Genomic DNA, 24060 nt, shown 5'->3' with positions numbered 1-24060 from the left:
GGGCCGCCGGCTCCCCCTCGTACAGTGCGGCGGCCCGCATCCGCGCCGTCCGCCCAGCTGCCTGCCCGACACTCCGTGGCTGGGCGGATGGCGACCGATCGCCGTTGCGTCAGAAGTAGTTTGTCGGCTGCGGGTTGTGGGTGGTTGCTCGCGCAGTTCCCCGCGCCCCCAGGGGGTCGTACTGGACCTTGGCTCGATCGTTCCGTAGGACCAGCAATGCGAGGTCGTCTGACGGCCTTCCCCTCGTGTGGCGGATGAGGGCCGTGAAGAGCGTGCGCAGGATCGTCTGGGGAGTGATCGGCTGGTTCCGTACGATGCCGGTCAGCGCCGCCCGGAGAGAAAAGAACCGGCCTCTCGCGTCCCTCGCGTCCTCGACACCGTCCGTGTACAGCACCAGCGAGTCGCCGGACATGAGCGAGCCGCAGGGCAACGGGGTCAGTTCGGGGGGAAGCGGGAACGGGCCCAGGGGTGGCAGGGGGTCGGCTCGGGCGAGGGGTTCGACTGCCGTGCCGCTCAGCAGATACGGCCAGGGATGACCGCAGTTGAGAACGGTGATCTCGCCCTCCTGCCCGATTTCCAGCAGCAGCAGGGTGACGAACTCCTCGGAGGCCGGGCTGTCCGGATCCCGGCACCTCTCGCGCACGTGACGGGCCAGGGCGCGGTCCAGTCTGTGCAGCACCCGGCCCAGCTCGGGCTCGTCGTGGACGGCCTCGCGGAAGCTGCCGAGGACCGCGGCCACGGTGCCGATTGCGGTGATGCCATGTCCCCGTACGTCGCCCATCACCGCCCGTACGCCGTGTTCGGTGGCGATGACCTCGTACAGGTCACCGCCGACACGGGCGCTGCGATCCGCGGAGAGCTGGGCGGCCGCGACGTCCAGCCCGTCGATGCTCGCGGGCAGCGGCCGCAGCAGCGCGTTCTGCGCGGCCCCGGCGACCTCGCGGACCTGCCGGAGCTCACGCAGCAGGGCCTGCCTGACGTGCACGATCAGACCCGTACCCACGGCGAAGAAGACGGCACTGGTGACGACCCGGGCGCCGAGGCTGTCCTGCTGGGCGAGCGGGCAGGTCAGCTTGTACGTGATGGCCATCGCGCCCCAGGCGGTGGGCAGCCCCCACCCGATCACCTTGCGGGGAACCCGACCCTTGATGCGGAACATGCCGATGGCCCCCCAATAGGCCCTGACAACGCAGACGGACCGACCCCGAAAGGCCGGTCCGATTCTGTCGACAGGGGACCCGGAAGTACCAGATCACCCAGAGAAGTCACCCTTTTGAGTGAGGTGACCACAACGCCCCGATGGGGGTTTGGGGGCGTGCCCCCACAAGGGGCGCGGGGAACTGCGCGACCAGCCACGGACTACCCGCAGCCGCCGAAGAAGCAACAGTCCCCCACCCCTTGGGCGAACTACCCCCGCAGCACCGCACCCGTCCGCTCGCCCGCGAGGGCCACCGCAGCGTCCCGGGCAGCCGACGCCTCATCGACGGTCAGCGTCCGGTCCCCCGCACGGAAGCGCAACGCGTACGCCAGCGACTTCTTCCCGTCACCGAGCTGCTCGTCATTGACGTACACGTCGAACAGCCGGATCCCCTCGAGAAGTCCGCCCGCCCCCTCACGCAACGCGGCCTCGACCTCCGCGGCCGGCACCGGCTTGTCGACGACGAGGGCGACATCCTGCGTGGCGACCGGGAACGTGGAGATGGCCGGCGCCTGCGGCACACCGTCCCCGACCTGCTCCAGCGCGTCCAGGTCCAGCTCCATCGCACAGGTACGCCCGGGCAGGCCCAGCGCCTTGAGCACCCTCGGGTGCAGCTCACCGGCGTGACCGACGACCCGCTGCGCACCGTCGACGGTGATCGCCAGCTCGGCGCACCGGCCCGGGTGCCACGGCCCGTACTGTCCCGTCCGCACGATCAGTTCGGCGCCCGCTTCGACGGCGACGGCACGCGCCGCCTCCACCGCGTCGGCCCAGTCGGCCGGACGGCCCTTGCCCCACCAGCCGGCCTGCTCACGCGCGCCGGCGAGGACGACGGCCACGTGCCGGGGCTGCTCGGGCAGCACGGCGTTCAGCGCGGCGATCTCCTCGTCGGTCGGGCGGCGGTCGACCGGCAGGTGCCCGGCGACGCGCTGCTCCTCGCGCGGCTGGAAGACCAGGCCCGTCTCGAACAGGGCCAGATCGTGCGAACCCCGGCCGTCGTTGCGGCGCAGCGCACCGAGCAGACCCGGCAGCAGCGACGTACGCAGCGCGGGCTCCTCGTCGTTGAGCGGGTTGACCAGCTTCACGACGCGGCGGGCCGGGTCGTCGGCCTCCAAGCCGAGCTGGTCGAAGACCTGCTCGCTGACGAAGGGGTAGTTCGGCGCCTCGACGTAGCCCGCGCCGGCCAGCGCGCGGCCGACCCGGCGGTGCAGCCGCTGGCGGTGGGTCAGGCCACGGCCGGACGGCGGCCTGGGCAGCGTGGAGGGCAGGTTCTCGTAGCCCTCCAGGCGGATGACCTCTTCGGCCAGGTCGTTGGACTCCAGCAGGTCGGGTCGCCAGGACGGCACGGTGACGATCAGCTCGTCCTGCCCGTACACGTCGCAGCCGATCTCCTGGAGCCGGCGTACGACGGTCTCGCGGCCGTACTCGACGCCCGCGACCTTGTCCGGGTGGTCGGCCGGGGTGGTGATGGTGTGCGGCGCGGACGGCGTGACGACCTCGGTGACGCCGCCCTCGGCGGTGCCGCCCGCGAGCAGCACCAGCAGGTCGACGGTGCGCTGGGCGGCCGCGGCGGCGGCTGCCGGGTCGACGCCGCGCTCGAAGCGGCGGGACGCCTCGGACGACAGCTTGTGGCGGCGTGCCGTGCGCGCGATCGACACCTGGTCGAAGTGGGCGGCCTCGATGACGACGTCGGTCGACGCGTTCTCCACGTCGTCGTGGTCGGCGATCTCGGTGTTGGCGCCGCCCATGACGCCCGCGAGGCCGATCGGGCCGCGCTCGTCGGTGATGACCAGGTCCTCGGCGTGCAGCTTGCGCTCGACTCCGTCGAGGGTGACGAGCTTCTCGCCCTCCTGCGCCCGGCGCACACCGATCGTGCCCTGGACCAGGCCCCGGTCGTAGGCGTGCAGCGGCTGGCCGAGCTCCATCATCACGTAGTTGGTGATGTCGACGGCGAGCGAGATCGGGCGCATGCCGACCTTCTGCAGACGGCGCTGCAGCCAGATCGGGGAGCGCGCCTCGGGGCTCAGGCCGGTCACCGTGCGGGCGGTGAAGCGGTCGCAGCCGATCGGGTCGGAGACCTGCACCGGGTAGCCGTAGGCGTTCGGGCCGGGCACGTCGATGAGGGCCGGGTCGCGCAGCGGGAGGCCGTAGGCGATGGCGGCCTCGCGGGCGACGCCGCGGATGGACAGGCAGTCGCCGCGGTTGGCGGTGACGGCGATGTCCAGGACCTCGTCGACCAGCTCCAGCAGTTCGATGGCGTCCTTGCCGACCTCGGTCTCCGGCGGCAGCACGATGATGCCCTTGGTGCCGTCGTCGCCCATGCCCAGCTCGTCGCTGGAGCAGATCATGCCGTGGGACGTCTTGCCGTACGTCTTGCGGGCGGAGATCGAGAAGCCACCGGGCAGCGTGGCGCCGGGGAGAACGACCACGACCTTGTCGCCGGCCTGGAAGTTCCGCGCACCGCAGACGATCTCCTGTGGCTCACCGGTGCCGTTGGCCTGGCCGACGTCGACGGTGCAGAAGCGGATCGGCTTCTTGAACTCCGTCAGCTCCTCGATGGTCAGCACCTGGCCGACGACGAGCGGGCCCTTGAGGTCGGCGCCGAGATGCTCGACGGTCTCGACCTCGAGCCCGGCCGAGACGAGCTTCTCCTGGACGTCGCGGCCGGTTTCCGTCGCCGGCAGGTCGACGTACTCCCGCAGCCAAGAAAGCGGGACCCGCATCAGATCTCCATCCCGAACGGCCGGGTGAACCGGACGTCACCCTCGACCATGTCTCGCATGTCTTCGACGTTGTGGCGGAACATCAGCATCCGCTCGATGCCGAACCCGAAGGCGAAGCCGCTGTACTTCTCCGGGTCGACGCCGCAGGCCTTGAGCACCCGCGGGTTGACCATGCCGCAGCCGCCGAGCTCGATCCAGCCCTCGGAGGAGCAGGTCCGGCAGGGCCGGTCGGGGTTGCCGACGGACTCGCCGCGGCAGACGTAGCAGACCATGTCCATCTCGGCGGACGGCTCGGTGAACGGGAAGAAATTCGGCCTGAGCCGGGTCTTCATGCCCTCGCCGAACAGGGCCTGCACCATGTGGTCCATGGTGCCCTTGAGGTCGGCCATGGTCAGACCCTCGTCCACGGCCAGCAGCTCGACCTGGCGGAAGACCGGGGTGTGCGTGGCGTCCAGCTCGTCGGTGCGGTAGACCACGCCGGGGCAGATCACGTACACCGGCAGCTCGCGGCTGAGCAGCGAGCGGATCTGCACGGGCGAGGTGTGGGTGCGCAGCACGACGCCGGACTCGGTGCCGCCGTCGGGGCCCTGCACGAAGAACGTGTCGGCCTCGCCGCGCGCCGGGTGGTCCGGGCCGATGTTGAGGGCGTCGAAGTTGAACCACTCGGCCTCGACCTGGGGGCCCTCGGCGACCTCGTAGCCCATGGCCACGAAGACGTCCTCGATGCGCTCCGAGAGCGTGGTGAGCGGGTGGCGGGCGCCGGCCGGTACGCGGTCGTAGGGCAGCGTGACGTCCACCGCCTCCTCGACCAGCACGCGCTGGTCCCGCTCGGCCTCCAGCTCGGCCTGACGGCCGGCGAGCGCCTTGTTCACGGCGCCGCGGGCCTGGCCGACGCGCTTGCCGGCCTCGGCCTTGGCCTGCGGGGGCAGGGCGCCGATCTCGCGGTTGGCGAGCGCCAGCGGGGACGTGCCGCCGGTGTGGGCGACCTTGGCCTCCTGGAGCGCGTCGAGGGAGTCCGCGGCGGCGAAGGCGGCGAGCGCCTCGTCCCGCATGCGCTCGATCTCTTCCGGTTTCAACGCCTCGACCTCGACAGGGTCGTACGACTTATTCGGTGCCGACATCTCTTCCCGTGCTTCCGGTTGGCTGGCTGAAGGTCCCCGTACCGACTCGTGGACAGATCGTCACGGTTTTTTGGGACGCAAAGGTGCCAAAGGCCGAGTCTAACGGGGTTGAGGAATGCGAATGCGCCCGTGGGGCCCGGGCCGGCTCTCAGGTGAGATACGCCGGTGCCGCCACGGGCAACGTAAATCGGAACTGCGCGCCGCCGCCGGGGGCGCGGCCGACCTCGATGGCGCCGCCGTGAGCCTCGACGATGCCCTTGACGATGTAGAGCCCGAGGCCCGTGCCACCGCGCTTGCTGCCCCGCCAGAAGCGGGTGAAGACGCGGTTCATGGACTCCTCCGGGATGCCGGGCCCCTCGTCGCTCACGGTGACCGACGTGCCGGTGTCCTCGCCCTCGCGGGGGGACGCCGTGGCCGTGACGTCAATGGTGACCGTTCCGTCGCCGTGCCGCACGGCATTTTCGATGAGGTTGCTGAGCACCTGGTCGATCTTGTCGGGGTCGGCCCACAGGTCGGGCAGCGGCTGCTCGACGCGCAGCAGGAACCGGTCGGCGGGCTGGCCGGCGGCGACGTACGCCTGGATGTGCCGCCCGACGGCCGCGCCCATGTCGACGGGCTGGCGGCGCACCTCGAGGCGGCCGGAGTCGATGCGTGAGATGTCGAGCAGCTCGGCGATGAGCCGGGTGACCCGGTCGGCGTCGGCGTCGACGGTCTCCAGCATGAGCCGCTTCTGATCGTCGGTGAACCGGGCCCACTTGGCCAGGAGCGTGGCGGTGAAGCCCTTGACGGACGTGAGCGGCGAGCGCAGCTCGTGCGCGACGGTGGCGATCAGCTCGGCGTGACTGCGCTCGGTGCGGCGGCGCGCCTCGGTGTCACGCAGGGAGACGACGACGCGACGGACGGGCCCGACCGGCTCGCCCCGCACGTACCGCACCGAGACGAGCACCTCCCGGCCGCCCGGCAGCAGGAGATTGCGCTCGGGCTGCCGACGGCGAATGGCGAGCCCGCCGTACGGGTCCGTCAGCTGCCACCAGCGCCGCCCCTCCAGGTCCTCTAACGGCAGCGCCTTCTCCAGCCGCTGCCCGAGGGCGTCGGCGGCGCGGACGGCAGTGATGCGCTCGGCTGCGGCGTTGAAGCAGATGACGTGCCCGTGCTCGTCGGCGACGACGAGGCCGTCGGGCAGGTCGTCGGGATCGATACCGAGCTCGGCGAGATCACCGGGCCGGGACGCGGACGGCCGCCGCACCTCACGTGCCCCCGGTGCGCTGCTCGTGCCGACACTCATCCCCGTACCCCACCTCTCACGACGGCTGAGGGGCCCCCGAGCTGGTCACCCTACTAGCTCTCGGTGACGGTGCGGCACCCTCCGGAGGCGCGCTGTGCACGGGCCGACGCATAGAGACATACGGCCGCGGCGGTCGCGAGGTTCAGGCTCTCGGCCTTCCCGTGGATCGGGACGCGCACGACGGCGTCGGCCAGCGCCCGCGTCTCCTCCGGAAGCCCCCAGGCCTCGTTCCCGAACACCCAGGCGGTCGGGCCGCCCATGCTGCCCTTGTCGAGTTCGTCGTCGAGATCGTCCGTACCGGCCCCGTCGGCGGCGAGGATCCGCACACCGGCGTCCTGGAGCCCGGCCACGGCCCGCTCGACCGGCACGCCGACGGCGACGGGCAGGTGGAACAGCGACCCGACGGAGGCGCGTACGGCCTTGGGGTTGTAGAGGTCGACGGACGCGTCGGTGAGGACGACGGCCTCGGCGCCCGCGGCGTCGGCGCACCTCAGCACGGTCCCTGCGTTCCCGGGGTCCCGTACGTTCGCGAGCACGGCGACGAGCTTGGGCCGGGCGGCGAGGATCTCCTCGAAGGGGGTGTCGATGAACCGGCAGACGCCGACGAGCCCCTGAGGCGTGACGGTGGTCGAGACGTCGGCGATGACCTGCTCGGAGGCGAGGTGGACACGGGCGCCGGCGTCCCGCGCCTCCCCCACGATGTCGGCGTACCGCTCGGCGGCGTCGAGCGTGGCGAACAGCTCGACCAGCGTGCCGTCGTGCCCGGCCGCCTCCCGCACGGCCTGCGGCCCCTCCGCGAGGAACAGCCGCTCCTTGCCCCGGAAGTTCCGCTTGGCCAGCCGCCGGGCGGCGGAGACCCGGGGGGAACGGGGCGAGATCAGCTCGGGAGTGGCGGGGGGCATGGGTTCACCTTGGGGTTCTGAGGTTCGCGGACACAGCGGGACCCGCAGGCCTTCTCAGCCTGCGGGTCCCTCAGTCACTTCGGCTGGGCCGAGCGTCGGCGTCAGGCCGCCTTGGGGGCGTTGACGTCGGCCGGCAGCGCCTTCTGGGCGACCTCGACGAGCGCGGCGAACGCGTTCGCGTCGTTGACGGCCAGCTCGGCGAGGATCTTGCGGTCGACCTCGACGTTGGCGGCCTTCAGACCCTGGATGAAGCGGTTGTACGTGATGCCGTTGGCGCGGGCAGCGGCGTTGATGCGCTGGATCCACAGCTGGCGGAAGTCACCCTTGCGCTTCTTGCGGTCGTTGTAGTTGTAGACCAGCGAGTGGGTGACCTGCTCCTTGGCCTTGCGGTACAGACGCGAACGCTGACCGCGGTAGCCGGAGGCCTGCTCGAGGATCGCCCGGCGCTTCTTGTGGGCGTTCACTGCCCGCTTGACGCGTGCCACTTTTTAACTCCTTGTAGCGGGGCCGCGGTTGGACTCACACGACCCGGTATCGATTGGGTCCCGGTCAGAGATCAGGCGCGAAGTGGTTCCGCGCCCCGATGTCACTTGCCGAGAAGCTTCTTGATCTTCGCGGCGTCGCCCGGGGCCATCTCGGCGTTGCCGGTCAGGCGGCGCGTCACGCGGGACGACTTGTGCTCGAGCAGGTGGCGCTTGCCGGCGCGCTCACGGAGCACCTTGCCGGAGCCGGTGATCTTGAAGCGCTTGCTGGCACCGCTGTGCGACTTGTTCTTCGGCATAGCGCCGTTCTCTCCTCGTCGGTGGCGTTCCGGTGCCCGGTCGTGAAACCGGGCACGGTGGAACGTCGCTGTTGTATCGGTTACGTCCTGGGGACTCGCGTCCCCCGGGATCACGCCTCGGCGGAAGCCTCGGCAGGTGCCTCGGTCTCCACGGCGTCCTCGGACTCCGTGTCCTCCTCGGACTCCGCGGCGTTCTGCGACTTGCCGGGGTTGGCCTTCGCGTCTGCCTTGCGGGCTTCCTGCGCCTGGCGGGCCTCGGCCATCGCCTCGGTCTTCTTCTTGTGCGGACCGAGAACCATGATCATGTTGCGGCCGTCCTGCTTCGGGTTCGACTCCACGAACCCGAGGTCCTCGACGTCCGTCGCGAGCCGCTGCAGCAGTCGGTAGCCCAGCTCGGGCCGGGACTGCTCGCGACCACGGAACATGATCGTGATCTTGACCTTGTCGCCCTGCTTGAGGAACCGGACGACGTGACCCTTCTTGGTGTCATAGTCGTGCGGGTCGATCTTCGGCCGGAGCTTCATCTCCTTGATGACCGTGTGCGCCTGGTTCTTGCGCGCCTCACGGGCCTTCATGGCCGACTCGTACTTGAACTTCCCGTAGTCCATGAGCTTGCACACGGGCGGACGGGCGTTCGCCGCGACCTCGACCAGGTCCAGGTCGTACTCCTGCGCAAGCTCCAGTGCCTTGGCCAGCGGGACAATGCCCACCTGCTCGCCACTGGGACCGACAAGTCGCACCTCGGGAACGCGAATCCGGTCGTTGATGCGGGGCTCGGCGCTGATGGATCCTCCTCGGTTAGCACCACACGGCGGTCTGGCGGACAGCCGCGTATGTCTCTGTTAGACAGACCTAACCGCGCCGAAGCACAAAAAATGCCCCGGACGATCACAGGCGGGGCTCCAAAGCACTACCGGAGCACCGCCGCGATGGCCGCGGGGCGCACATTCGGGCGACTCCATCGTCCGTACGGAACGATGGTGGCCGCCTGACCGGGGTGACCCGCCGTCCCGGGGGACGGTCAGGTGGGAGATCGGAGCCTCCACTTGTGGGCCGGACACCCTCACTGCTCATGGGTCGTCCAGCCGGTCGTCACACAAGGTTAGCAGCTCCGGAAGGGAAGGGCTAACCGAGGCCGACTGGGGGCCGGGCCGCCACGGCACATATCGTGTCAGCCATGAGTGAGACCTCCCCCTCCGGCTCCGCCGAGCAGCCCGACTTCAACGAGATGACCCGCGACATCGCCGAGGTCCCGGCGGTCGAGGTGATCGTGACGGTCGCCGTCAACCTGATGAGCGCGGCCGCCGTGAAGCTCGGTCTGACCGAGGAGGGCGACAGCTACAAGGACCTGGATGAGGCACGCAAGCTGGTGCACGCCCTCGCCGGTCTGCTGGACGCGAGCGCGACCGAGATCAGCTCGTTCCACGCGGCGCCGCTGCGCGACGGTCTGAAGTCGCTGCAGCTGGCCTTCCGCGAGGCGTCGATCGTCCCGGACGAGCCGGGCCAGGGCCCGGGCGAGAAGTACACCGGCCCGATCTACGGCTAGCCCGGCGGCGGACCGTCCGCCCTTATCCGCGTACGAACAGGGGCTCGCCCGGCGGCGTCGCCTCGGCCGGCAGCAGTGCAAGGTCGAGGCCGTGCACCAGGCGGGCCCTCAGTGTCGCGTCGGCGGCGAGGCGCTCCGCCACCGCACGCGCGGCCTTGGCCGGTGGCGCGGACGGGTCCAGTACGAGGGCGAGGGTGCCGTCGGCCTGTCCCGGGCCGAGGTGGGCGCGCAGGACGGCGGGCTCGGCGGCGACGGCGGCGCGCACCGCCGCCAGGACCGCAGGGTCGGCGAGCGGGTCGGTCGTCGTGCGGCCCTCGGCGAGCGCGAGCAGGGAGCGCCCCGACAGCTCGAACGGCACCGGGCCGGCCAGGTCCAGCACGATCGTGTCCGCCTTCTCGTGCGCCGCGGCCTGCAGGGCCTGGTGCAGGGGTACGGCGACAGGGCGGGCCGCCGGGTCCCAGCGGGCGAGCGACTCGGTGGACGTGAAGGCGGGCAGGGCGGTGCGCTCGCCTGCCTTGAGGGTCGGTACGGCCATGTCGCTGGTCTTCTCGCGGCGCAGCCCGTTCTCGTCCTCCTCGACCTCGCCGAGCACGGCCACGACCGGGACGAGCAGCCGGGCGGCCTTGAGTGCCTCCAGGACCGGGCCCTCGGCGGCGCGGTCCTCGGCCCAGTCGGCGAGCGCGGCGCTCAGCCGAGGGTCGGCGGAGCCGTCGTCGTCGGAGAAGAGGGAGTCGGGAATGTTCTTGTTCGCCACGGTCACCGACCCTATCGGGGGGATGCTGCTGCGCTTGTGCGGCCCCGGAAACCTGGCTGTGACGCCCTCACCGGATTCTCAGTTTTCCCTGACACACATCTAACGTCCGTCTAACGGCCCGCACAGGCGCCGCCCCGACGATCGCGGGATGGAGTCCCCCAGAGCTCGCGCCCGCCGGCGACGCCGGTCACTGCTGTTCACCGCGCTCGCCCTCCTCACCGTCGTCGGCGGCGCAGCCGCGGGGACCGTTTATGTGAAGGCTCAAGCGCACTCGGGCCCGAGCTCCGTATCGTCGGCGTCGGTGTCGGTTCAGGCAGGCGAGGAGGCTTCCGTGGAACCCGTGGCTCAGCCGGCGGTGGACCACGACGCAGCCCTTGCCGAGGCCATGGCGTCGGTGACCGTCGAGGACGGCGCCGAGGTGTCCGTGGCGGTGCTGGATCCGGAGTCCGGTGAGAGCGCCACGTACGGCAGCGGCAGCTTCGACACGGCGAGCGTCGTCAAGGTCGACATTCTGGCGGCGCTGCTGCTCCAGGCACAGGACGCGGGGCGACAGCTGACGGCGACGGAGAAGTCGTACGCGACCGCGATGATTCAGGACAGCGACAACGCCTCCGCATCGGAGCTGTGGCGGGCCATCGGGGAGGCGGAGGGGCTGGACGCCGCGAACGAGCGGCTCGGGCTCACCGCGACCGAGGGCGGTGACGGGATGCTGTGGGGGCTGACGCAGACCACCGCCGAGGATCAACTGCGGCTGTTGCAGCAGGTGTTCGGGGAGGACTCGGAGCTGAGCGAGCCCTCACGGACGTATCTGCGGGGACTGATGGGGGAGATCGCCGTCGACCAGCAGTGGGGCGTGTCGGCCGTGGCCGGCGGCTCCGCGTGGGCGTTGAAGAACGGCTGGCTGCCGCGCACCGCCACCGGGCTGTGGGACATCAACAGCATCGGGCGGGTGACGGTGGACGGCACTGTGTATCTGGTGGCGGTGCTGTCCGACGGCAACTCTACGAAGGCGAAGGGGATTTCGCTGGTCGAGGCGGCGGCCGGGGCGGCGGTGTCGGTGTTCACCGGGGAAGCTTCGTCCGGTTCCCCGGAGCCGACGAGCGCCGCCTCCCCCTCGTACTCGCCGTCGTAACGGCTAGAAGTCGCGGCGTCCGCGTCGGCCGCGCCACACCACGACCGCCGAGACCAGCAGCAGGCCGCCGGCGCCGCCCGCGAGCGGGGCCGTCCAGCTCGACGCGTCGTCGCCCGACTCGGCGGCATCGGGACCCGAGCCGAAGTACTCCTCGCCGTAGGCCGCCGGCTGAAGCTTCTCCCGCTCCATGCGGGAGGCCTCCTTGATGGCGGCGGCCGGGTCGATGAAGCCGTAGCCGCGGGAGTCGTCGCGGCCGTCGGCCGGGGCGTTGCGTGCCGTGTCCTCGAGGAGCTTCTTGATCTGGGCCGGGGTCAGGCCGGGGTGGGCGGACTTGACCAGGGCGACCGCTCCGGAGACGAAGGCGGCCGCGGCGCTCGTGCCCCAGCCCTCGTAGTACTTGTGGTCGGGGTCGGCGATGACGACGTTGACGCCGGGGGCGCTGACGGTGGCGTACCAGCGGCGGGTGGAGAAGGAGGCGCGGGTGCCGAACTTGTCGACGGCCGTGGCGGCGATGACGCCCGGGTAGGCGGCCGGGTAGGAGATGTGGTCGCCCTTCTCGCCGCCGTTGCCTGCCGAGGCGACGACGACGGAGCCCTTCTTCAGGGCGTACTGGACGGCCTCGTCCTCTCCGGCCTCGGGGTGGGCGGACTTGGAGTCGTCGCCGAGGGAGAGGTTGATGACGTCGGCGCCGTGGTCGGCGGCCCAGCGGATGCCTTCGGCGAGGGCGTTGCCGCGGCTGCTGCGGGCCTTGGCGCGGGCGGGGTCGCCGTCCTCCAGGATGACGCGGACGGGGAGGATCTTGGCCTCGGGGGCGATGCCCATGACGCCGTCGCCGTTGCCCGCTCCGTGTCCGTGCCCGGCGATGATGCCGGCCATCGCGGTGCCGTGCCTGGCCCAGGCGCGGTCGCCGCGCTCGGCTCCGAAGCCGACCATGTCCTTGCCTTCGAGGACGTTGCCGGCCAGGTCGGGGTGGTCGGCCTCGACGCCGGTGTCGAGGACGGCGACGGTGATGCCCTTGCCCTTGGTGGTCTGCCAGGCCTCCGCGGTGTGCATGGCGTCCAGGGCCCACTGCTGGGCCCGTATGGAGTCGGCGTGCGCGGCGGTCGGGGGCAGGACGGCGAGGCAGGCGCCGAGGAGGACGGCGAGGGAGCCGGTCCGGCGGGTCATGAAGGTCTTCACAGTCCTGGTCACGGCGCCGGCCGCCGCGCTGTTCATGCCGGTGCTCATGTCGGTCCTCGTGCCGGTGCCCGTGCCCGAGCCGGTGCCGGTGCCGGTGCCGGTGCCGGTGCCGGTGCCGGTGCCGGTGTTCATGACGGCTGCTCCGTGGACGAGCCGACGTTCTTGCGCAGTGAGCGTTCGACACGGTCGGCGAGGCCCCGTGCCTCGTGGCCGAGGCCGGCCTGGGCGACGGCCGTGGTGTCGCCGGACTCCATGGCCTGTCTGGCGGGCTCGGGCTCGTCGACGGTGCGGTCGTCGGCCCAGCCGGAGACGGCGTAGACGACGACCGGGGCGTCGGTGAGGACGGAGACGGTCCAGGAGGCACGCTGTTCGTCGCCGAATCCGGCGGCCGGGGTGCCCTTCGCGGCGTAGGGGCGGGGCATGAGGTCGGTTCTGCGGTCCAGGTCCTCTTTGGTGAAGCGGGCGTCGAGCGAGCGCATGGCGGTGGCGTCGGCCGTGGTGAAGAGCAGGCCGACGGTGGTGACGTAGCTCTGAGTGGCGTCGATGTAGGTGGCGCGCAGGAGGCGGTCGCAGCCGACGGTGGAGAGAGCCTTGCGCAGGAGCGGGTCGAAGGCGTTCGCGCAGCCCGTGTCGGGGGCGACCGCGATCCGCGTCCAGGTCCGGTCGGCGCCACCGGGGCCGGCGCCCCGCCCGGTCACGGTGGGCGGGAAAAGCTGGTCGACGGGAACGCTGTGCCACAGGCTTCCGGCCGCGGCGAACGTGTCCTGCGTGGTGCCGTCACCGGTGTCGCCGATCAGCCAACTCCCGGTCACCGCCCCGCCGATGAGCCCCAGCCCGAGCACGACGCAGGCGGCTGCCACGGCTACCCGCGGCCTGATCCGCAGTCCGAGGGGCCGCGGTCGCGCCTGCTCGTCGTACCCCTCGGGCTGCCCGAACGACACGACCGGCCGCCCGGCCCCCGGGGGCCCGCCGGGTGCCATGGGGGCACTCCAGGACAGCGACGGGTCCGGCGAGAACGCGGCGGAGCCGTGGCCGTTCGTGGCGGGGCCGGGGTGCGTGGGGTGCTGGGTGCCGGGACTGGGGTGCTGGGTGCCGGGCGAGGGGTGCTGGGTGCCGGGCGAGGGCCCGGCGGGGGCCGGGGCCGCGTATCCGCGTGCCGCCGACCCGTCTCCTGCCGAGGGCCGGGATGCGGGACGCTGCGGCGGCAGCGGTGCGGAAGCGGGGTGGCGAGAGGGCTCGCCGGGGGCCGATCCGGGGCGGGAGGCGGGCTTGGCGGGCATGCCGACGGAGCTCTGCGCGAGGCTGGGGGCCACGTGCGGGGGCATGGGGCCGGGGGCCGAGGCGGGGGCCTGTGCGGGCGCCGACGCCGGGTGTGGGGGCATGGCGTTTGAGCCGTGTGTGGGGGCCGTGGCCGGCTTCGAGGGCCCGCCCACAGAACCCGACGCGGGTCCCGAGCTCGCCTGCGCGGGCATCCCGCTGGAGCTCTGCAGCCGACCGGCGCCCGGCTGCCCGGGTGCGCCCACAGGGCCCTGCGCCCGGCCGGAACCAGCATGCGCGGACATGTCCCCGGAGCCTTGCAACCGACCGGCGCCCGGCTGCCCGGGTGCGCCCACAGGGCCCTGCGCCCGGCCGGAACCGGCATGCGCCGACATGTCCCCGGAGCCTTGCAACCGACCGGCGCCCGGCTGCCCGGGTGCGCCGACAGGGCCCTGCGTCCGGCCGGAACCGGCATGCGCCGACATGTCGCCGGAGCCTTGCGGCCGACCGAGGCCTGGCTGCGCGGGCGTGCCCACGGGACTCTGTCCCCGGCCGGGTCCCGGCTGCGAAGGCCCGGTCGGCTGCGGGCGCCCGGCGGACGGGCCGCTGCCCTGCTCCGGCGATGCGGACGGGGTCGTTCGGATCGGGCGGAGTCTGAAGGTGGTCTCCGCGGCCGTTTCCGCGGGGGCCGCCGTGCGGCGGGGCGGGGCGGGACGCTCGGGCGGGCGGGGCGGGGTGTCGCCGGGCGCGCTCTCGCGGTGCGGCGAGCCGCCGCTGTCCTGACGGCTGGCTTTCGGCGGGGCGTCCGGGAAGCGTGCCGAGGCCCGGGGCGGCGGGGCCGTCGCAGCGGGCTCCGCGGCGTTCGGGTTCTGGAGGGGCTGCGCGCCGGAGGCCGCGGCCGGGCCGCCCTCCTGCTGCTCACCCTGTGCGTCGGCGGACGTCGGTGGCTCCGCGGGTCTCGGCGGGGTCGACGGGCGGGGCGGGGTGGTGGGCGGGGGCGGTGTCGAGGGGAGCGGGGGGATGAGGGCGCGCCGTGCTTCCGTGCTCATGCACCCCCCGTTTCCTCGTGTCCGGGCCCGTCCTCGTACGCGGGGCCGTCGTGCCGCTTTCCCTCTGCCCGGCCCGGCGCGGACTCGTCCGACCAGGCACGCATACCCGCACATCTGGAGCGTCATCCCGGCGCACCGTGCGGCCGGGGATGTTCCCCACATGCGTGCGCGTCACTCTACGGGTTGATCCTGGGCGAACGGGAACCAGTCCGGGACCCCGTGTGCATCTGCCCGGAACATCCCCCTACCCTGCGGTAATCCTGCATGGCAGGCTTCGTTCATGACTGCGCGCGCCGCCGACCGGGCCCGTTACGACCGGGCCACCGCCCATCTCGACGCCCCTCTCGCGATCGTGGACCTGGACGCCTTCGACGCCAACGCCGACGACCTGGTCCGCCGGGCCGGCGGCAAGCCCATCCGGGTCGCCAGCAAGTCCGTACGCTGCCGTGCCCTGCTCGAACGCGTCCTCGCGAGGGACGGCTTCGCGGGCGTGATGTCCTTCACCCTCGCCGAGTCCCTGTGGCTGGCCCGCTCCGGGTTCGACGACGTCCTGCTGGCCTATCCGTCCGCCGACCGCGCCGGGTTCGCCGAGCTGACGGGTGATCCCAAGCTCGCCTCCACCGTCACCGTGATGATCGACGACCCGGCTCAGCTGCGGTTCATCGACGAGGCCCGGGACGGCGGGCGGGAAGTGGTGCGGGTCTGCCTGGAGTTGGACACCTCGCTGAAGCTGTTCGGCGGACGGGTGCGCGTCGGCGCCCGGCGTTCGCCGTTGCACTCCCCGGCCCAGGTCGCCGACATGGCCCGTGCCGTCGCCCGGCGGCCGGGGTTCGAGGTGGTCGGGATCATGGCGTACGAGGGGCACATCGCCGGGGTCGGGGACGCCTTGGCGGGGCGGCCGCTGCGCTCGCGTGCCGTACGGCTGATGCAGGCCGCCGCCCGCCGGGAACTCGCCGAGCGGCGGGCCGAGGTGGTGCGGGCCGTCCGGGCCGTGGCCCCGGGGTTGGAGTTCGTCAACGGCGGCGGGACCGGCAGTGTGCAGTTCACGGCCGCCGAGGACTGTGTCACGGAGATCGGGGCCGGGTCGGGACTTTACGTGCCGCGGCTGTTCGACAACTACACGTCCTTCAGCGGGCGTCCGGCCGCGCTGTTCGCTCTGCCCGTGGTGCGCCGGCCGGGCGTCGGGGTGGTGACCGTCCTCGGCGGCGGATACCCGGCCTCAGGTGCGGCCGGACCCGACCGGCTGCCGGTGCCGTATCTGCCGGAGGGCCTGCGGTACGACCCTCAGGAGGGGCCCGGCGAGGTGCAGACGCCGCTGCTCGGCTCCCCCGCCGACGATCTCCTGCTCGGCGACAAGGTGTGGTTCCGGCACGCCAAGGCCGGTGAGCTGTGCGAGCGGTTCGACACGCTGCATCTCGTCGAGGGCGACGCGGTGACGGCGACCGTGCCTACGTATCGGGGCGAGGGCCGTACGTTCCTGTAGCAAACGTCCGCGCGCGGGGCGAGCGGGACGTCGCCATCCCCCGAAGGCGGCGTCCCACTCACGTTCCCGGCGCCGGGCTACAGCGGCGTGACGTACGCCCCCGAGATACCGCCGTCGACCAGGAAGTCGGTGGCGTTCACGAACGAGGAGTCGTCGCTGGCCAGGAACGCCACGGCGGCGGCGATCTCCTCGGCCTCGGCGAAACGGCCGACCGGGATGTGGACGAGCCGGCGCGCGGCGCGCTCGGGGTCCTTGGCGAACAGTTCCTGAAGGAGCGGGGTGTTGACGGGTCCCGGGCACAGGGCGTTGACCCGGATGCCGTCGCGGGCGAACTGGACGCCCAGCTCGCGGGACATGGCCAGGACGCCGCCCTTGGAGGCCGTGTACGAGATCTGGGACGTGGCGGCGCCCATCCTCGCCACGAAGGACGCCGTGTTGATGATGGAGCCCCTGCCCTGCTCCCGCATGTAGGGGATCGCGGCCTTGCAGCACAGGTAGACGGAGGTGAGGTTGACCTCCTGGACCCGCTTCCAGGCGTCAAGCCCGGTCTCCAGGATGGAGTCGTCGTCGGGCGGCGAGATGCCCGCGTTGTTGAAGGCGATGTCGACGCTGCCGTAGGTGTCGTACGCCGTCCTGAACAGCGCTTCCACCTGCTCGGGGTCGGTGACGTCGACCTTCACGAAGATCCCGCCGACCTCCTCGGCGGCCGCCTTGCCGCGCTGCTCGTCGACGTCACCGCAGACGACGTGGGCGCCCTCGGAGGCGAGCCGGCGGGCGGTGGCGAGGCCGATGCCGCTGCCGGCGCCGGTGATGACGGCCGTGCGGCCGACCAGCCGACGGCAGATGTTCTCCTGAGCCTGAGGCTGTGCCTGAGTCACTGTGCGGGGCCCTCCGTGCTGATGAAGACGTTCTTGGTCTCGGTGAAGGCGGTCAGGGCGTCCGGGCCCAGCTCGCGGCCGATGCCGGACTGTTTGAAGCCGCCGAAGGGGGTCCAGTAGCGGACGCTGGAGTGGGAGTTGACGGACAGGTTGCCGGCCCGGACCGCCTGGGAGACGCGCAGGGCGCGGCCGACGTCGCGGGTCCAGATGGAGCCGGACAGGCCGTAGTCGGTGGCGTTGGCGAGGGCGACGGCCTGCGCCTCGTCTTCGAAGGGGAGGACGACGGCCACGGGGCCGAAGACCTCCTCGACGGCCACGCGCGCGTGCGGGTCGACACCGGTGAGGACGGTGGGCGGGAACCAGAAGCCGGGGCCCTCGGGGGCCTTGCCGCGGATGCCGGGGGCGCCCTCGTCGACGTACGAACGCACCCGCTCCAGCTGGACCTTGGAGATCAGCGGGCCCATGTCGGTCTTCTCGTCGGCCGGGTCGCCGACCGTCACCGCCTCGATCGCGGGGCCCACCAGCTCCAGGAATCGGTCGTAGGCGGAGCGCTGGACGAGGATGCGGGTGCGGGCGCAGCAGTCCTGGCCGGAGTTGTCGAGGAAGGACATGGGGGCGGCGGCCGCGGCGGCCTCGAGGTCGGCGTCGGCGAAGACGATGTTGGGGCTCTTGCCGCCGAGCTCGAGGGTGACGCGCTTGAGCAGGGCCGAGCCCTTCGCCAGCACCTGTTTGCCCACGGCCGTCGACCCGGTGAAGACGATCTTCGCGACGCCAGGGTGCTCGACGAGGGCGTTGCCCGCGACGGGCCCGTGGCCGGGCAGCACTTGGAAGAGGCCCTCGGGAAGGCCTGCCTCCAGGGCGAGTTCGGCCAGGCGCAGGGCGGTCAGCGGGGTCGTCTCGGCGGGCTTGAGGATGACCGCGTTGCCGGCCGCGAGCGCCGGGGCGGTGCCCCAGGCCGCGATCGGCATCGGGAAGTTCCAGGGCGCGATGACGCCGACGACGCCGAGCGGTTCGAGGATCGTCACGTTCAGGCCGCCGGGCACCGGGATCTGCTGTCCGGTCAGCCGCTCCACTCCCCCGGCGGCGTAGTCGAGCAGATCGCGGACGTTGCCCGCCTCCCAGCGGGCGTTGCCGACGGTGTGCCCGGCCTCGCGGACCTCCAGCTGGGCCAGCTCCTCGAGGTGCTCGTCGACCGCGACGGCGAACCGGCGCAGCAGCCGGGCGCGTTCGCCGGGCGCGAGGGCGGACCACGCGGACTGTGCCTTCGCGGCCCGTACGACGGCCGCGTCCACGTCGGCGGCGGTGGCGGCCGGCACCGTGGCGACGACCTCTTCGGTGGCCGGGTTCAGTACCTGCAGCTCGTTCTCGTGGGACAACTCGTGGGACGACTCGTGGGACAAGAGGGGCCTCACATGCGTTCGAAGGAGCGGCGCAGCTCCCAGTCGGTGACCGCGGCGTCGAAGGCGTCCAGCTCGACGCGCGCCATGTTGCGGTAGTGCGCGACGACCTCGTCGCCGAAGGCGGCCTTGGCGATCGGGCTGTTCTCCCAGAGCTCGGCGGCCTCGCGCAGCGTCGTGGGGACGTGCTCGAAGCCGGCGGCGTAGGCGTTGCCGGAACAGGCCTCGGGCAGCTCCAGCTTCTGCTCGATGCCGTACAGGCCGGCCGCGACCAGGCCGGCCACGGCGAGGTGCGGGTTGACGTCCCCGCCGGGCAGCCGGTTCTCGAAGCGCATCGAGCGGCCGTGGCCGACGACGCGCAGTGCGCAGGTGCGGTTGTCGTAACCCCAGGCGACCGCGGTCGGGGCGAAGGAGCCGGGCTGGAACCGCTTGTAGGAGTTGATGTTGGGCGCGTACAGCAGGGAGAAGTCCCGCAGCGCGGCCAGCTGGCCGGCGAGGAAGTGGCGCATGACGTCCGACATGCCGCCCTCACCGTCCCCGGGCATGGCGTTGTTGCCGGCCGTGTCGGCGAGGGAGAGGTGGATGTGGCAGGAGTTGCCCTCGCGCTCGTTGTACTTGGCCATGAAGGTGATCGAGACGCCTTCCTGGGCGGCGATCTCCTTGGTGCCGGTCTTGTAGATCGCATGCTGGTCGCAGGTGACCAGGGCGTCGTCGTACTTGAACGCGATCTCGTGCTGGCCGGGGTTGCACTCGCCCTTGGCGGACTCGACGGTGAGGCCGGCGCCCGCCATTTCATTGCGGATACGGCGCAGCAGGGGCTCGATGCGGCCCGTCCCCAGCACCGAGTAGTCGATGTTGTACTGGTTGGCGGGGGTGAGCCCCCGGTAGTTCGCGTCCCACGCCTGCTCGTAGGTGTCCTTGAAGACGATGAACTCCAGCTCGGTGCCGACCTTGGCGGTGTACCCGAGCTCGGCGAGGCGCTCCAGCTGACGGCGCAGGATCTGGCGGGGCGCGGCGAGAACGGGTGAGCCGTCGCTCCAGGCGAGGTCGGCGACGAGCATGGCCGTGCCGGCGTTCCAGGGGACGCGGCGCAGCGTGGCCAGGTCGGGGTGCATGGCGAAGTCGCCGTAGCCGCGGTCCCAGGACGACATCTCGTAGCCGTCGACGGTGTTCATCTCGGTGTCGACGGCGAGGAGGTAGTTGCAGCCCTCGGTGCCGTGGTGGAGCACCTCGTCGAGGAAGAAGCGGGCGGCGAACCGCTTGCCCTGGAGCCGCCCTTGCATATCGGGGAAGGCCAGGACGACAGTGTCGATCTCACCGCTCGCGACGAGGGCGTGCAGCTCCTCGACGCTCAGCGGGGGTGTGCGGTCTGCCACGGGAGAGCCTCCATTCGGCTACTTCGGTCAGCCGGGAGCCATAAGGTATTGCTGATGACCATTGCTTGGGAAGGGGGTACGGCCACATGTCGCAGGCGGACACGGAGCACGGGGCGCCCGGAGCCGACGACCGGCTGACGTCGGTGCTGCGGCCGGTGCGTGCCGGCAACGGCTTCGAGGAGGCCCTGGAGCAGATCCTCCAGGTGGTCCGGCTCGGCCTGGTGCCCGGCGGCGAACGGCTGCCCGCGGAGCGCGAGTTGGCGGACCGGCTGGGGATCAGCCGGGTGACGCTGCGCGAGGTGCTGAAGGTGCTCCAGGACCAGGGGCTGGTGGAGTCGCGGCGCGGCCGCTACGGCGGAACGTTCGTGCTGCCGCGGCCCGTGACACAGGGCGAGGAGGAGTTGCGCCGCCGGCTCAAGGACGTCGACGTCGAGGACACGCTGCGGTTCCGCGAGGTCCTCGAGGTGGGTGCGGCCGGACTGTGTGCGGCGCACGGCCTCGACGAGGAGCAGGCCGACCGGCTCCGTGCGGCCCTGACGCGCACGCACGACGCCCCGCTCGCCGAGTACCGCCGCCTGGACACGCTGCTGCACCTCACGCTCGCGGAGCTGTCCGGCTCGCCCACGCTCACCGCCCAGTACGCGGCCGTACGCGCCACGGTCAACGACCTGCTCGACTGCATCCCGCTTCTCGTGCGCAATCTGGAGCACTCCCAGCGCCAGCACACCGCCCTGGTGGAGGCCGTGATCGAGGGGAACGCCGAGTGCGCGCGGGAGATCATGCGCGAGCACTGCGGGGGGACGGCGGCGCTGCTGCGGGGCTTCCTGGGGTGAGCGCGGCCACGCCCCCACGAGTGGATTTACAAGCGATTAACGCAAGGGTATTGCCTTCGACCGGCCAACCCCGCAAAGGTATGCATCCATTCCATTGAGCCGGAGCCCGGTCGACCCCACCGTGCCCGGAACTGCACCGGTGTCCACCGCACGTGGGGAGTTGGCCATGTCCCTCGAATCCACAAGCACACCCGCCGCCGCTGAGGCGGACGACTATCTCAAGCGCAGAGCACTGCGCCGCGGCAGCGCCGGCTGGGTGCTGCTGACCGGTCTCGGCGTCGCGTACGTCGTCTCCGGCGACTACTCCGGCTGGAACTTCGGCCTGGCGGAAGGCGGCTTCGGCGGCCTGGCGATCGCCATGGTGCTGATGGGCGCGATGTACGCGTGCATGGTCTTCGCCCTCGCCGAGCTGTCCTCGATCCTGCCCACGGCGGGCGGCGGCTACGGCTTCGCCCGCCGCGCCCTGGGCCCATGGGGCGGCTTCCTGACCGGTACGGCGATCCTCATCGAGTACGTCCTCGCGCCCGCCGCCATCGTCATCTTCATCGGCGACTACGTCGAATCGCTGGGCCTGTTCGGCCTGGAGTCCGGCTGGCCGATGTACCTGGTCTGCTTCGCGATCTTCCTCGGCATCCATCTCTGGGGCGTCGGTGAGGCGCTGCGCTTCAGCTTCGTCGTCACCGGCATCGCGGTGGTCGCCCTGATCGTGTTCGCGCTGGCGGCGCTGCCCGACTTCTCCTTCGGCTCGCTGGACGACATCCCGGTCGACACCTCGGCCGCGGGGTCCAGCTCCTGGCTGCCCTTCGGGCTGCTCGGCATCTGGGCGGCGTTCCCCTTCGGGATGTGGTTCTTCCTGGGCGTCGAGGGGGTGCCGCTCGCCGCCGAGGAGACCAAGGAGCCGGCCCGTACGCTGCCGAAGGCGATCCGCTGGTCGATGGCCATCCTGGTCGTGCTGGCCGTGGTGACCTTCGTCGCGGCGGCCGGCGCACGCGGCTCGGCGGCGATCCAGGAGGCGGGCAACCCGCTGGTCGAGGCGCTCCAGCCGGATGGCGAGGCGACGACGCTGAGCAGGATCGTGAACTACGCGGGTCTCGCAGGCCTGGTGGCGTCGTTCTTCTCCCTCATCTACGCGGGCTCGCGCCAGCTGTTCGCCCTGTCCCGCGCGGGCTACCTCCCCCGCTTCCTGTCCCTGACCAGCCGCCGCAAGGCCCCGTACCTGGGCCTCCTGGTCCCCGGCACGATCGGCTTCCTGCTGGCCGCGGTGTCGGGCGACGGCGCGCGGATGCTGAACATCGCGGTGTTCGGCGCGACCATCTCCTACGCGCTGATGTCCCTGTCGCACATCGTGCTGCGCCGCCGGGAGCCGGAGCTGGCACGGCCGTACCGCACGCCGGGCGGGGTGCTGACGTCGTCGTTCGCGCTGGTCCTGGCGTGTGCGGCGCTGGTGGCGACCTTCCTGGTGGACGTGACGGCGGCCCTGATCGCGCTGGCGGTGTACGTGGTGGCCGTCGGGTACTTCGGCCTGTACAGCCGTAAGCGGCTGGTGGCGACGGCGCCGGAGGAGGAGTTCGCGGCGCTGGCGGCGGCGGAGGCAGAGTTGGCACGGGACTGAACGCTGCGCCGTGAATTCGCTGTGAAGGAGTACGAGCATCGTGGGCAGGCCGTTGATCGGGGTCAGCACCTATCTGGAGTCCGGTGCGCGCTGGGGTGTGTGGGAGCTGGAAGCGGCGCTGCTGCCGGTCGGCTATCCGCGGCTGGTGCAGCGGGCGGGCGGACTGGCCGCGATGCTGCCGCCGGACGACCCGGCCAACGCCGCGGCCGCTGTGGCCCGCGTTGACGGGCTGGTCATCGCGGGCGGCCCGGACGTCGAGCCGGTGCGGTACGGGGCCGAGCCGCATCCCCGCACCGGGCCGCCGGCGCCGGAGCGGGACGCCTGGGAGCTGGCCCTGATCGACGCTGCGCTCGCGGCGGGGGTTCCGCTGCTGGGGATCTGCCGGGGGATGCAGCTCCTGAACGTCGCCCTCGGGGGCACGCTGGTTCAGCATCTCGACGGGCACGCGGAGGTCGTGGGCGTCTTCGGCAGCCATACCGTCAAGCCGGTGCCGGGGACTCTGTACGCCGCCGCGGTCCCGGAGGAGACGACGGTACCCACCTACCACCACCAGGCCGTCGACCGCCTCGGCAGGAACCTGATCCCCTCGGCCCACGCGGCCGACGGCACGGTGGAGGCGGTGGAACTCCCGTCCCCCGCCTGGGTCCTGGGCGTCCAGTGGCACCCGGAGATGGGTGACGACGTACGGGTGATGCGGGCCCTGGTGGAGGCGGCGGGCGGCTGATGCGGGACCCCGCCCCCTCACATGGCTGATGCGGGGCCCCGCCCCCTCACATGCCCGGGCAGCCCCGGGCCCGCGTCACCGGGGGCCGGCCCCGTTCGGCGGCGAGCCGCACGTCGCCGGTCGGCCGGCGGAGCCTCAGCCCCGGGTCAGTGACAGCAGGTCCCGGGCCGGGCCCACCGGGCGGTGGCCCGTCGGCCAGACGGCTCGGAGGTCGCGGGCCAGGGAGACGCCGGAGAGGGGGATGCCGACCAGGCGGCGCATGGACAGTTCCTCCCCGACCGCGAGTTCGCTGAGGACCGCGGGGCCGGCGCCGCTGACGGCGGCGGCCTTGACCGCCGTCGTGGAGGACAGTTCGATCAGTGGCCGGGCCAGGCCGCCCAGCGCCGCGTCCAGGACCTGCCGGGTGCCGGAGCCCTTCTCGCGCAGGATCAGCGGGGTCGCCGCCAGCTCCGCCCCGTCCAGCGGTCGTCGCCGCCGCGACCAGGCGTGTCCCGGCGCGGCCACCACGATCAGGTTGTCGTGGGCGATGACCACCGAGTCCAGCCCGGTCGGCACGGTCAGCCCCTCGACGAACCCCAGGTCCGCCTCGTCGGCCAGCAGCCGTTCCGCGACGGCCGCCGAGTTCCCGGCGTGCAGGGACACCGCCGTGTCCGGCCGCTGGGCGCGCAGGGCGAGCAGCCACCCCGGCAGCAGGTACTCGGCGATGGTCATGCTCGCCGCGACCCTCAGCCGCGAGTCCCGCCGTACGCGCAGGGCCTGCGCCCCGGCGTCGAAGGCCTCGGCCGCCTCCACGACCCGCCGCGCCCAGTCCGTCACGAGCGCCCCGGCGT

General features: G+C 72.1%; 20 protein-coding genes and 1 pseudogene. 6 read left to right on the top strand and 15 right to left on the bottom strand.

Annotation, left to right across the window (positions count from 1 at the left end; translation table 11 throughout):
- Nucleotides 1-109 precede the first annotated feature (109 nt).
- The 8 genes and pseudogenes from ACFY5C_RS25130 to infC all read right to left on the bottom strand — a co-directional run bounded on the left by ACFY5C_RS25130 (nt 110) and on the right by infC (nt 8820).
- Nucleotides 110-1159 (bottom strand): PP2C family protein-serine/threonine phosphatase, encoded by a 1050-nt coding sequence (locus ACFY5C_RS25130; protein ID WP_389447706.1) that lies wholly within the window; start codon nt 1157-1159, stop codon nt 110-112.
- Nucleotides 1160-1407: 248 nt separating this feature from the next.
- Complete coding sequence (gene pheT, locus ACFY5C_RS25125) at nt 1408-3921, bottom strand: phenylalanine--tRNA ligase subunit beta (RefSeq protein WP_389447704.1); 2514 nt, start codon at nt 3919-3921, stop codon at nt 1408-1410.
- Nucleotides 3921-5042, bottom strand: coding sequence for a phenylalanine--tRNA ligase subunit alpha (pheS, locus tag ACFY5C_RS25120; protein WP_389447702.1), 1122 nt, complete (start codon nt 5040-5042; stop codon nt 3921-3923). Before pheS ends, pheT begins: the two co-directional genes overlap by 1 nt.
- 148 nt (nt 5043-5190) lie before the next feature.
- Nucleotides 5191-6327, bottom strand: coding sequence for an ATP-binding protein (locus ACFY5C_RS25115; RefSeq protein WP_389447700.1), 1137 nt, complete (start codon nt 6325-6327; stop codon nt 5191-5193).
- 53 nt (nt 6328-6380) lie between these two features.
- Entirely contained in the window at nt 6381-7229 is an 849-nt protein-coding gene (locus ACFY5C_RS25110; RefSeq protein ID WP_389447698.1) for a TrmH family RNA methyltransferase, read from the bottom strand.
- 101 nt (nt 7230-7330) lie between these two features.
- Nucleotides 7331-7714 carry a 50S ribosomal protein L20 gene (gene rplT / locus ACFY5C_RS25105; protein ID WP_030744620.1) on the bottom strand — a complete coding sequence of 128 codons (384 nt, stop codon included), beginning with the start codon at nt 7712-7714 and terminating at the stop codon, nt 7331-7333.
- A gap of 101 nt (nt 7715-7815) precedes the next feature.
- Entirely contained in the window at nt 7816-8010 is a 195-nt protein-coding gene (rpmI, locus tag ACFY5C_RS25100; RefSeq protein WP_003977225.1) for a 50S ribosomal protein L35, read from the bottom strand.
- Nucleotides 8011-8120: 110 nt separating this feature from the next.
- Nucleotides 8121-8820 (bottom strand): annotated as a pseudogene (infC, locus tag ACFY5C_RS25095) (translation initiation factor IF-3).
- Nucleotides 8821-9187: 367 nt separating this feature from the next.
- Between infC and ACFY5C_RS25090 the strand changes: the two are divergent.
- The gene (locus ACFY5C_RS25090; protein ID WP_383607729.1) at nt 9188-9556 is read left to right on the top strand and encodes a DUF1844 domain-containing protein; all 369 of its coding nucleotides are present in this window, start codon (nt 9188-9190) and stop codon (nt 9554-9556) included.
- Nucleotides 9557-9578: 22 nt separating this feature from the next.
- Here ACFY5C_RS25090 and ACFY5C_RS25085 read toward each other — a convergent pair whose 3' ends face one another.
- Nucleotides 9579-10310: an SseB family protein gene (locus tag ACFY5C_RS25085; protein ID WP_389447696.1), complete on the bottom strand. Its 732-nt coding sequence runs from the start codon at nt 10308-10310 to the stop codon at nt 9579-9581.
- Nucleotides 10311-10458: 148 nt separating this feature from the next.
- Here ACFY5C_RS25085 and ACFY5C_RS25080 point away from each other — a divergent pair, with 148 nt between their 5' ends.
- Entirely contained in the window at nt 10459-11442 is a 984-nt protein-coding gene (locus ACFY5C_RS25080) for a serine hydrolase (RefSeq protein ID WP_389447694.1), read from the top strand.
- 3 nt (nt 11443-11445) lie between these two features.
- Here the strand turns inward: ACFY5C_RS25080 and mycP are convergent, their stop codons facing one another.
- Nucleotides 11446-12609: a type VII secretion-associated serine protease mycosin gene (gene mycP / locus ACFY5C_RS25075; protein ID WP_389448055.1), complete on the bottom strand. Its 1164-nt coding sequence runs from the start codon at nt 12607-12609 to the stop codon at nt 11446-11448.
- Nucleotides 12610-12749: 140 nt separating this feature from the next.
- Nucleotides 12750-13934: a hypothetical protein gene (locus tag ACFY5C_RS25070; RefSeq protein WP_389447693.1), complete on the bottom strand. Its 1185-nt coding sequence runs from the start codon at nt 13932-13934 to the stop codon at nt 12750-12752.
- Between the two features lie 1273 nt (nt 13935-15207).
- On the opposite strand from ACFY5C_RS25070, the gene ACFY5C_RS25065 reads away from it, so the two are divergent.
- Nucleotides 15208-16410: an amino acid deaminase/aldolase gene (locus ACFY5C_RS25065; protein ID WP_389447691.1), complete on the top strand. Its 1203-nt coding sequence runs from the start codon at nt 15208-15210 to the stop codon at nt 16408-16410.
- 77 nt (nt 16411-16487) lie between these two features.
- Here ACFY5C_RS25065 and ACFY5C_RS25060 read toward each other — a convergent pair whose 3' ends face one another.
- Genes ACFY5C_RS25060 through ACFY5C_RS25050 form a run of 3 tightly spaced genes read right to left on the bottom strand, consistent with a single transcriptional unit; the run spans nt 16488 to nt 20061 of the window.
- Nucleotides 16488-17288 (bottom strand): 3-oxoacyl-ACP reductase, encoded by an 801-nt coding sequence (locus tag ACFY5C_RS25060; RefSeq protein ID WP_389447689.1) that lies wholly within the window; start codon nt 17286-17288, stop codon nt 16488-16490.
- Nucleotides 17285-18688: an aldehyde dehydrogenase family protein gene (locus tag ACFY5C_RS25055; protein ID WP_389447687.1), complete on the bottom strand. Its 1404-nt coding sequence runs from the start codon at nt 18686-18688 to the stop codon at nt 17285-17287. The genes ACFY5C_RS25060 and ACFY5C_RS25055 overlap by 4 nt, the downstream gene beginning before the upstream one ends.
- Nucleotides 18689-18696: 8 nt before the next feature.
- Nucleotides 18697-20061, bottom strand: a complete 1365-nt coding sequence (locus ACFY5C_RS25050; protein ID WP_389447685.1) for a glutamine synthetase family protein — start codon at nt 20059-20061, stop codon at nt 18697-18699.
- Nucleotides 20062-20147: 86 nt separating this feature from the next.
- Here ACFY5C_RS25050 and ACFY5C_RS25045 point away from each other — a divergent pair, with 86 nt between their 5' ends.
- The 3 genes from ACFY5C_RS25045 (at nt 20148) to ACFY5C_RS25035 (ending at nt 23230) form a co-directional block, all read left to right on the top strand.
- The gene (locus ACFY5C_RS25045; RefSeq protein WP_389447683.1) at nt 20148-20894 is read left to right on the top strand and encodes a FadR/GntR family transcriptional regulator; all 747 of its coding nucleotides are present in this window, start codon (nt 20148-20150) and stop codon (nt 20892-20894) included.
- 166 nt (nt 20895-21060) lie between these two features.
- Entirely contained in the window at nt 21061-22506 is a 1446-nt protein-coding gene (gene eat / locus ACFY5C_RS25040; RefSeq protein WP_389447681.1) for an ethanolamine permease, read from the top strand.
- A 37-nt stretch (nt 22507-22543) separates the two neighbouring features.
- Nucleotides 22544-23230: a gamma-glutamyl-gamma-aminobutyrate hydrolase family protein gene (locus tag ACFY5C_RS25035; RefSeq protein WP_389448053.1), complete on the top strand. Its 687-nt coding sequence runs from the start codon at nt 22544-22546 to the stop codon at nt 23228-23230.
- 135 nt (nt 23231-23365) lie between these two features.
- Here ACFY5C_RS25035 and ACFY5C_RS25030 read toward each other — a convergent pair.
- Nucleotides 23366-24060: LysR substrate-binding domain-containing protein (locus tag ACFY5C_RS25030; protein ID WP_389447679.1), on the bottom strand; the 695-nt coding region annotated here is incomplete at its 5' end.

This window comes from Streptomyces sp. NPDC012935, from assembly GCF_042900345.1.
Taxonomy (GTDB): Bacteria; Actinomycetota; Actinomycetes; order Streptomycetales; family Streptomycetaceae; genus Streptomyces.
Note: the sequence above shows the minus strand (reverse complement) of the source record. Positions and strands in the feature narration are given on the sequence as shown.

Bases quoted from the DNA above. Each gene is read 5' to 3' on its own strand.
- ACFY5C_RS25130 (WP_389447706.1), bottom strand. From the start codon at position 1,159: ATGTTCCGCATCAAGGGTCGGGTTCCCCGCAAGGTGATCGGGTGGGGG.
- pheT (WP_389447704.1), bottom strand. From the start codon at position 3,921: ATGCGGGTCCCGCTTTCTTGGCTGCGGGAGTACGTCGACCTGCCGGCG.
- pheS (WP_389447702.1), bottom strand. From the start codon at position 5,042: ATGTCGGCACCGAATAAGTCGTACGACCCTGTCGAGGTCGAGGCGTTG.
- ACFY5C_RS25115 (WP_389447700.1), bottom strand. From the start codon at position 6,327: ATGAGTGTCGGCACGAGCAGCGCACCGGGGGCACGTGAGGTGCGGCGG.
- ACFY5C_RS25110 (WP_389447698.1), bottom strand. From the start codon at position 7,229: ATGCCCCCCGCCACTCCCGAGCTGATCTCGCCCCGTTCCCCCCGGGTC.
- rpmI (WP_003977225.1), bottom strand. From the start codon at position 8,010: ATGCCGAAGAACAAGTCGCACAGCGGTGCCAGCAAGCGCTTCAAGATC.
- ACFY5C_RS25090 (WP_383607729.1), top strand. From the start codon at position 9,188: ATGAGTGAGACCTCCCCCTCCGGCTCCGCCGAGCAGCCCGACTTCAAC.
- ACFY5C_RS25080 (WP_389447694.1), top strand. From the start codon at position 10,459: ATGGAGTCCCCCAGAGCTCGCGCCCGCCGGCGACGCCGGTCACTGCTG.
- mycP (WP_389448055.1), bottom strand. From the start codon at position 12,609: ATGACCCGCCGGACCGGCTCCCTCGCCGTCCTCCTCGGCGCCTGCCTC.
- ACFY5C_RS25065 (WP_389447691.1), top strand. From the start codon at position 15,208: ATGACTGCGCGCGCCGCCGACCGGGCCCGTTACGACCGGGCCACCGCC.
- ACFY5C_RS25045 (WP_389447683.1), top strand. From the start codon at position 20,148: ATGTCGCAGGCGGACACGGAGCACGGGGCGCCCGGAGCCGACGACCGG.
- eat (WP_389447681.1), top strand. From the start codon at position 21,061: ATGTCCCTCGAATCCACAAGCACACCCGCCGCCGCTGAGGCGGACGAC.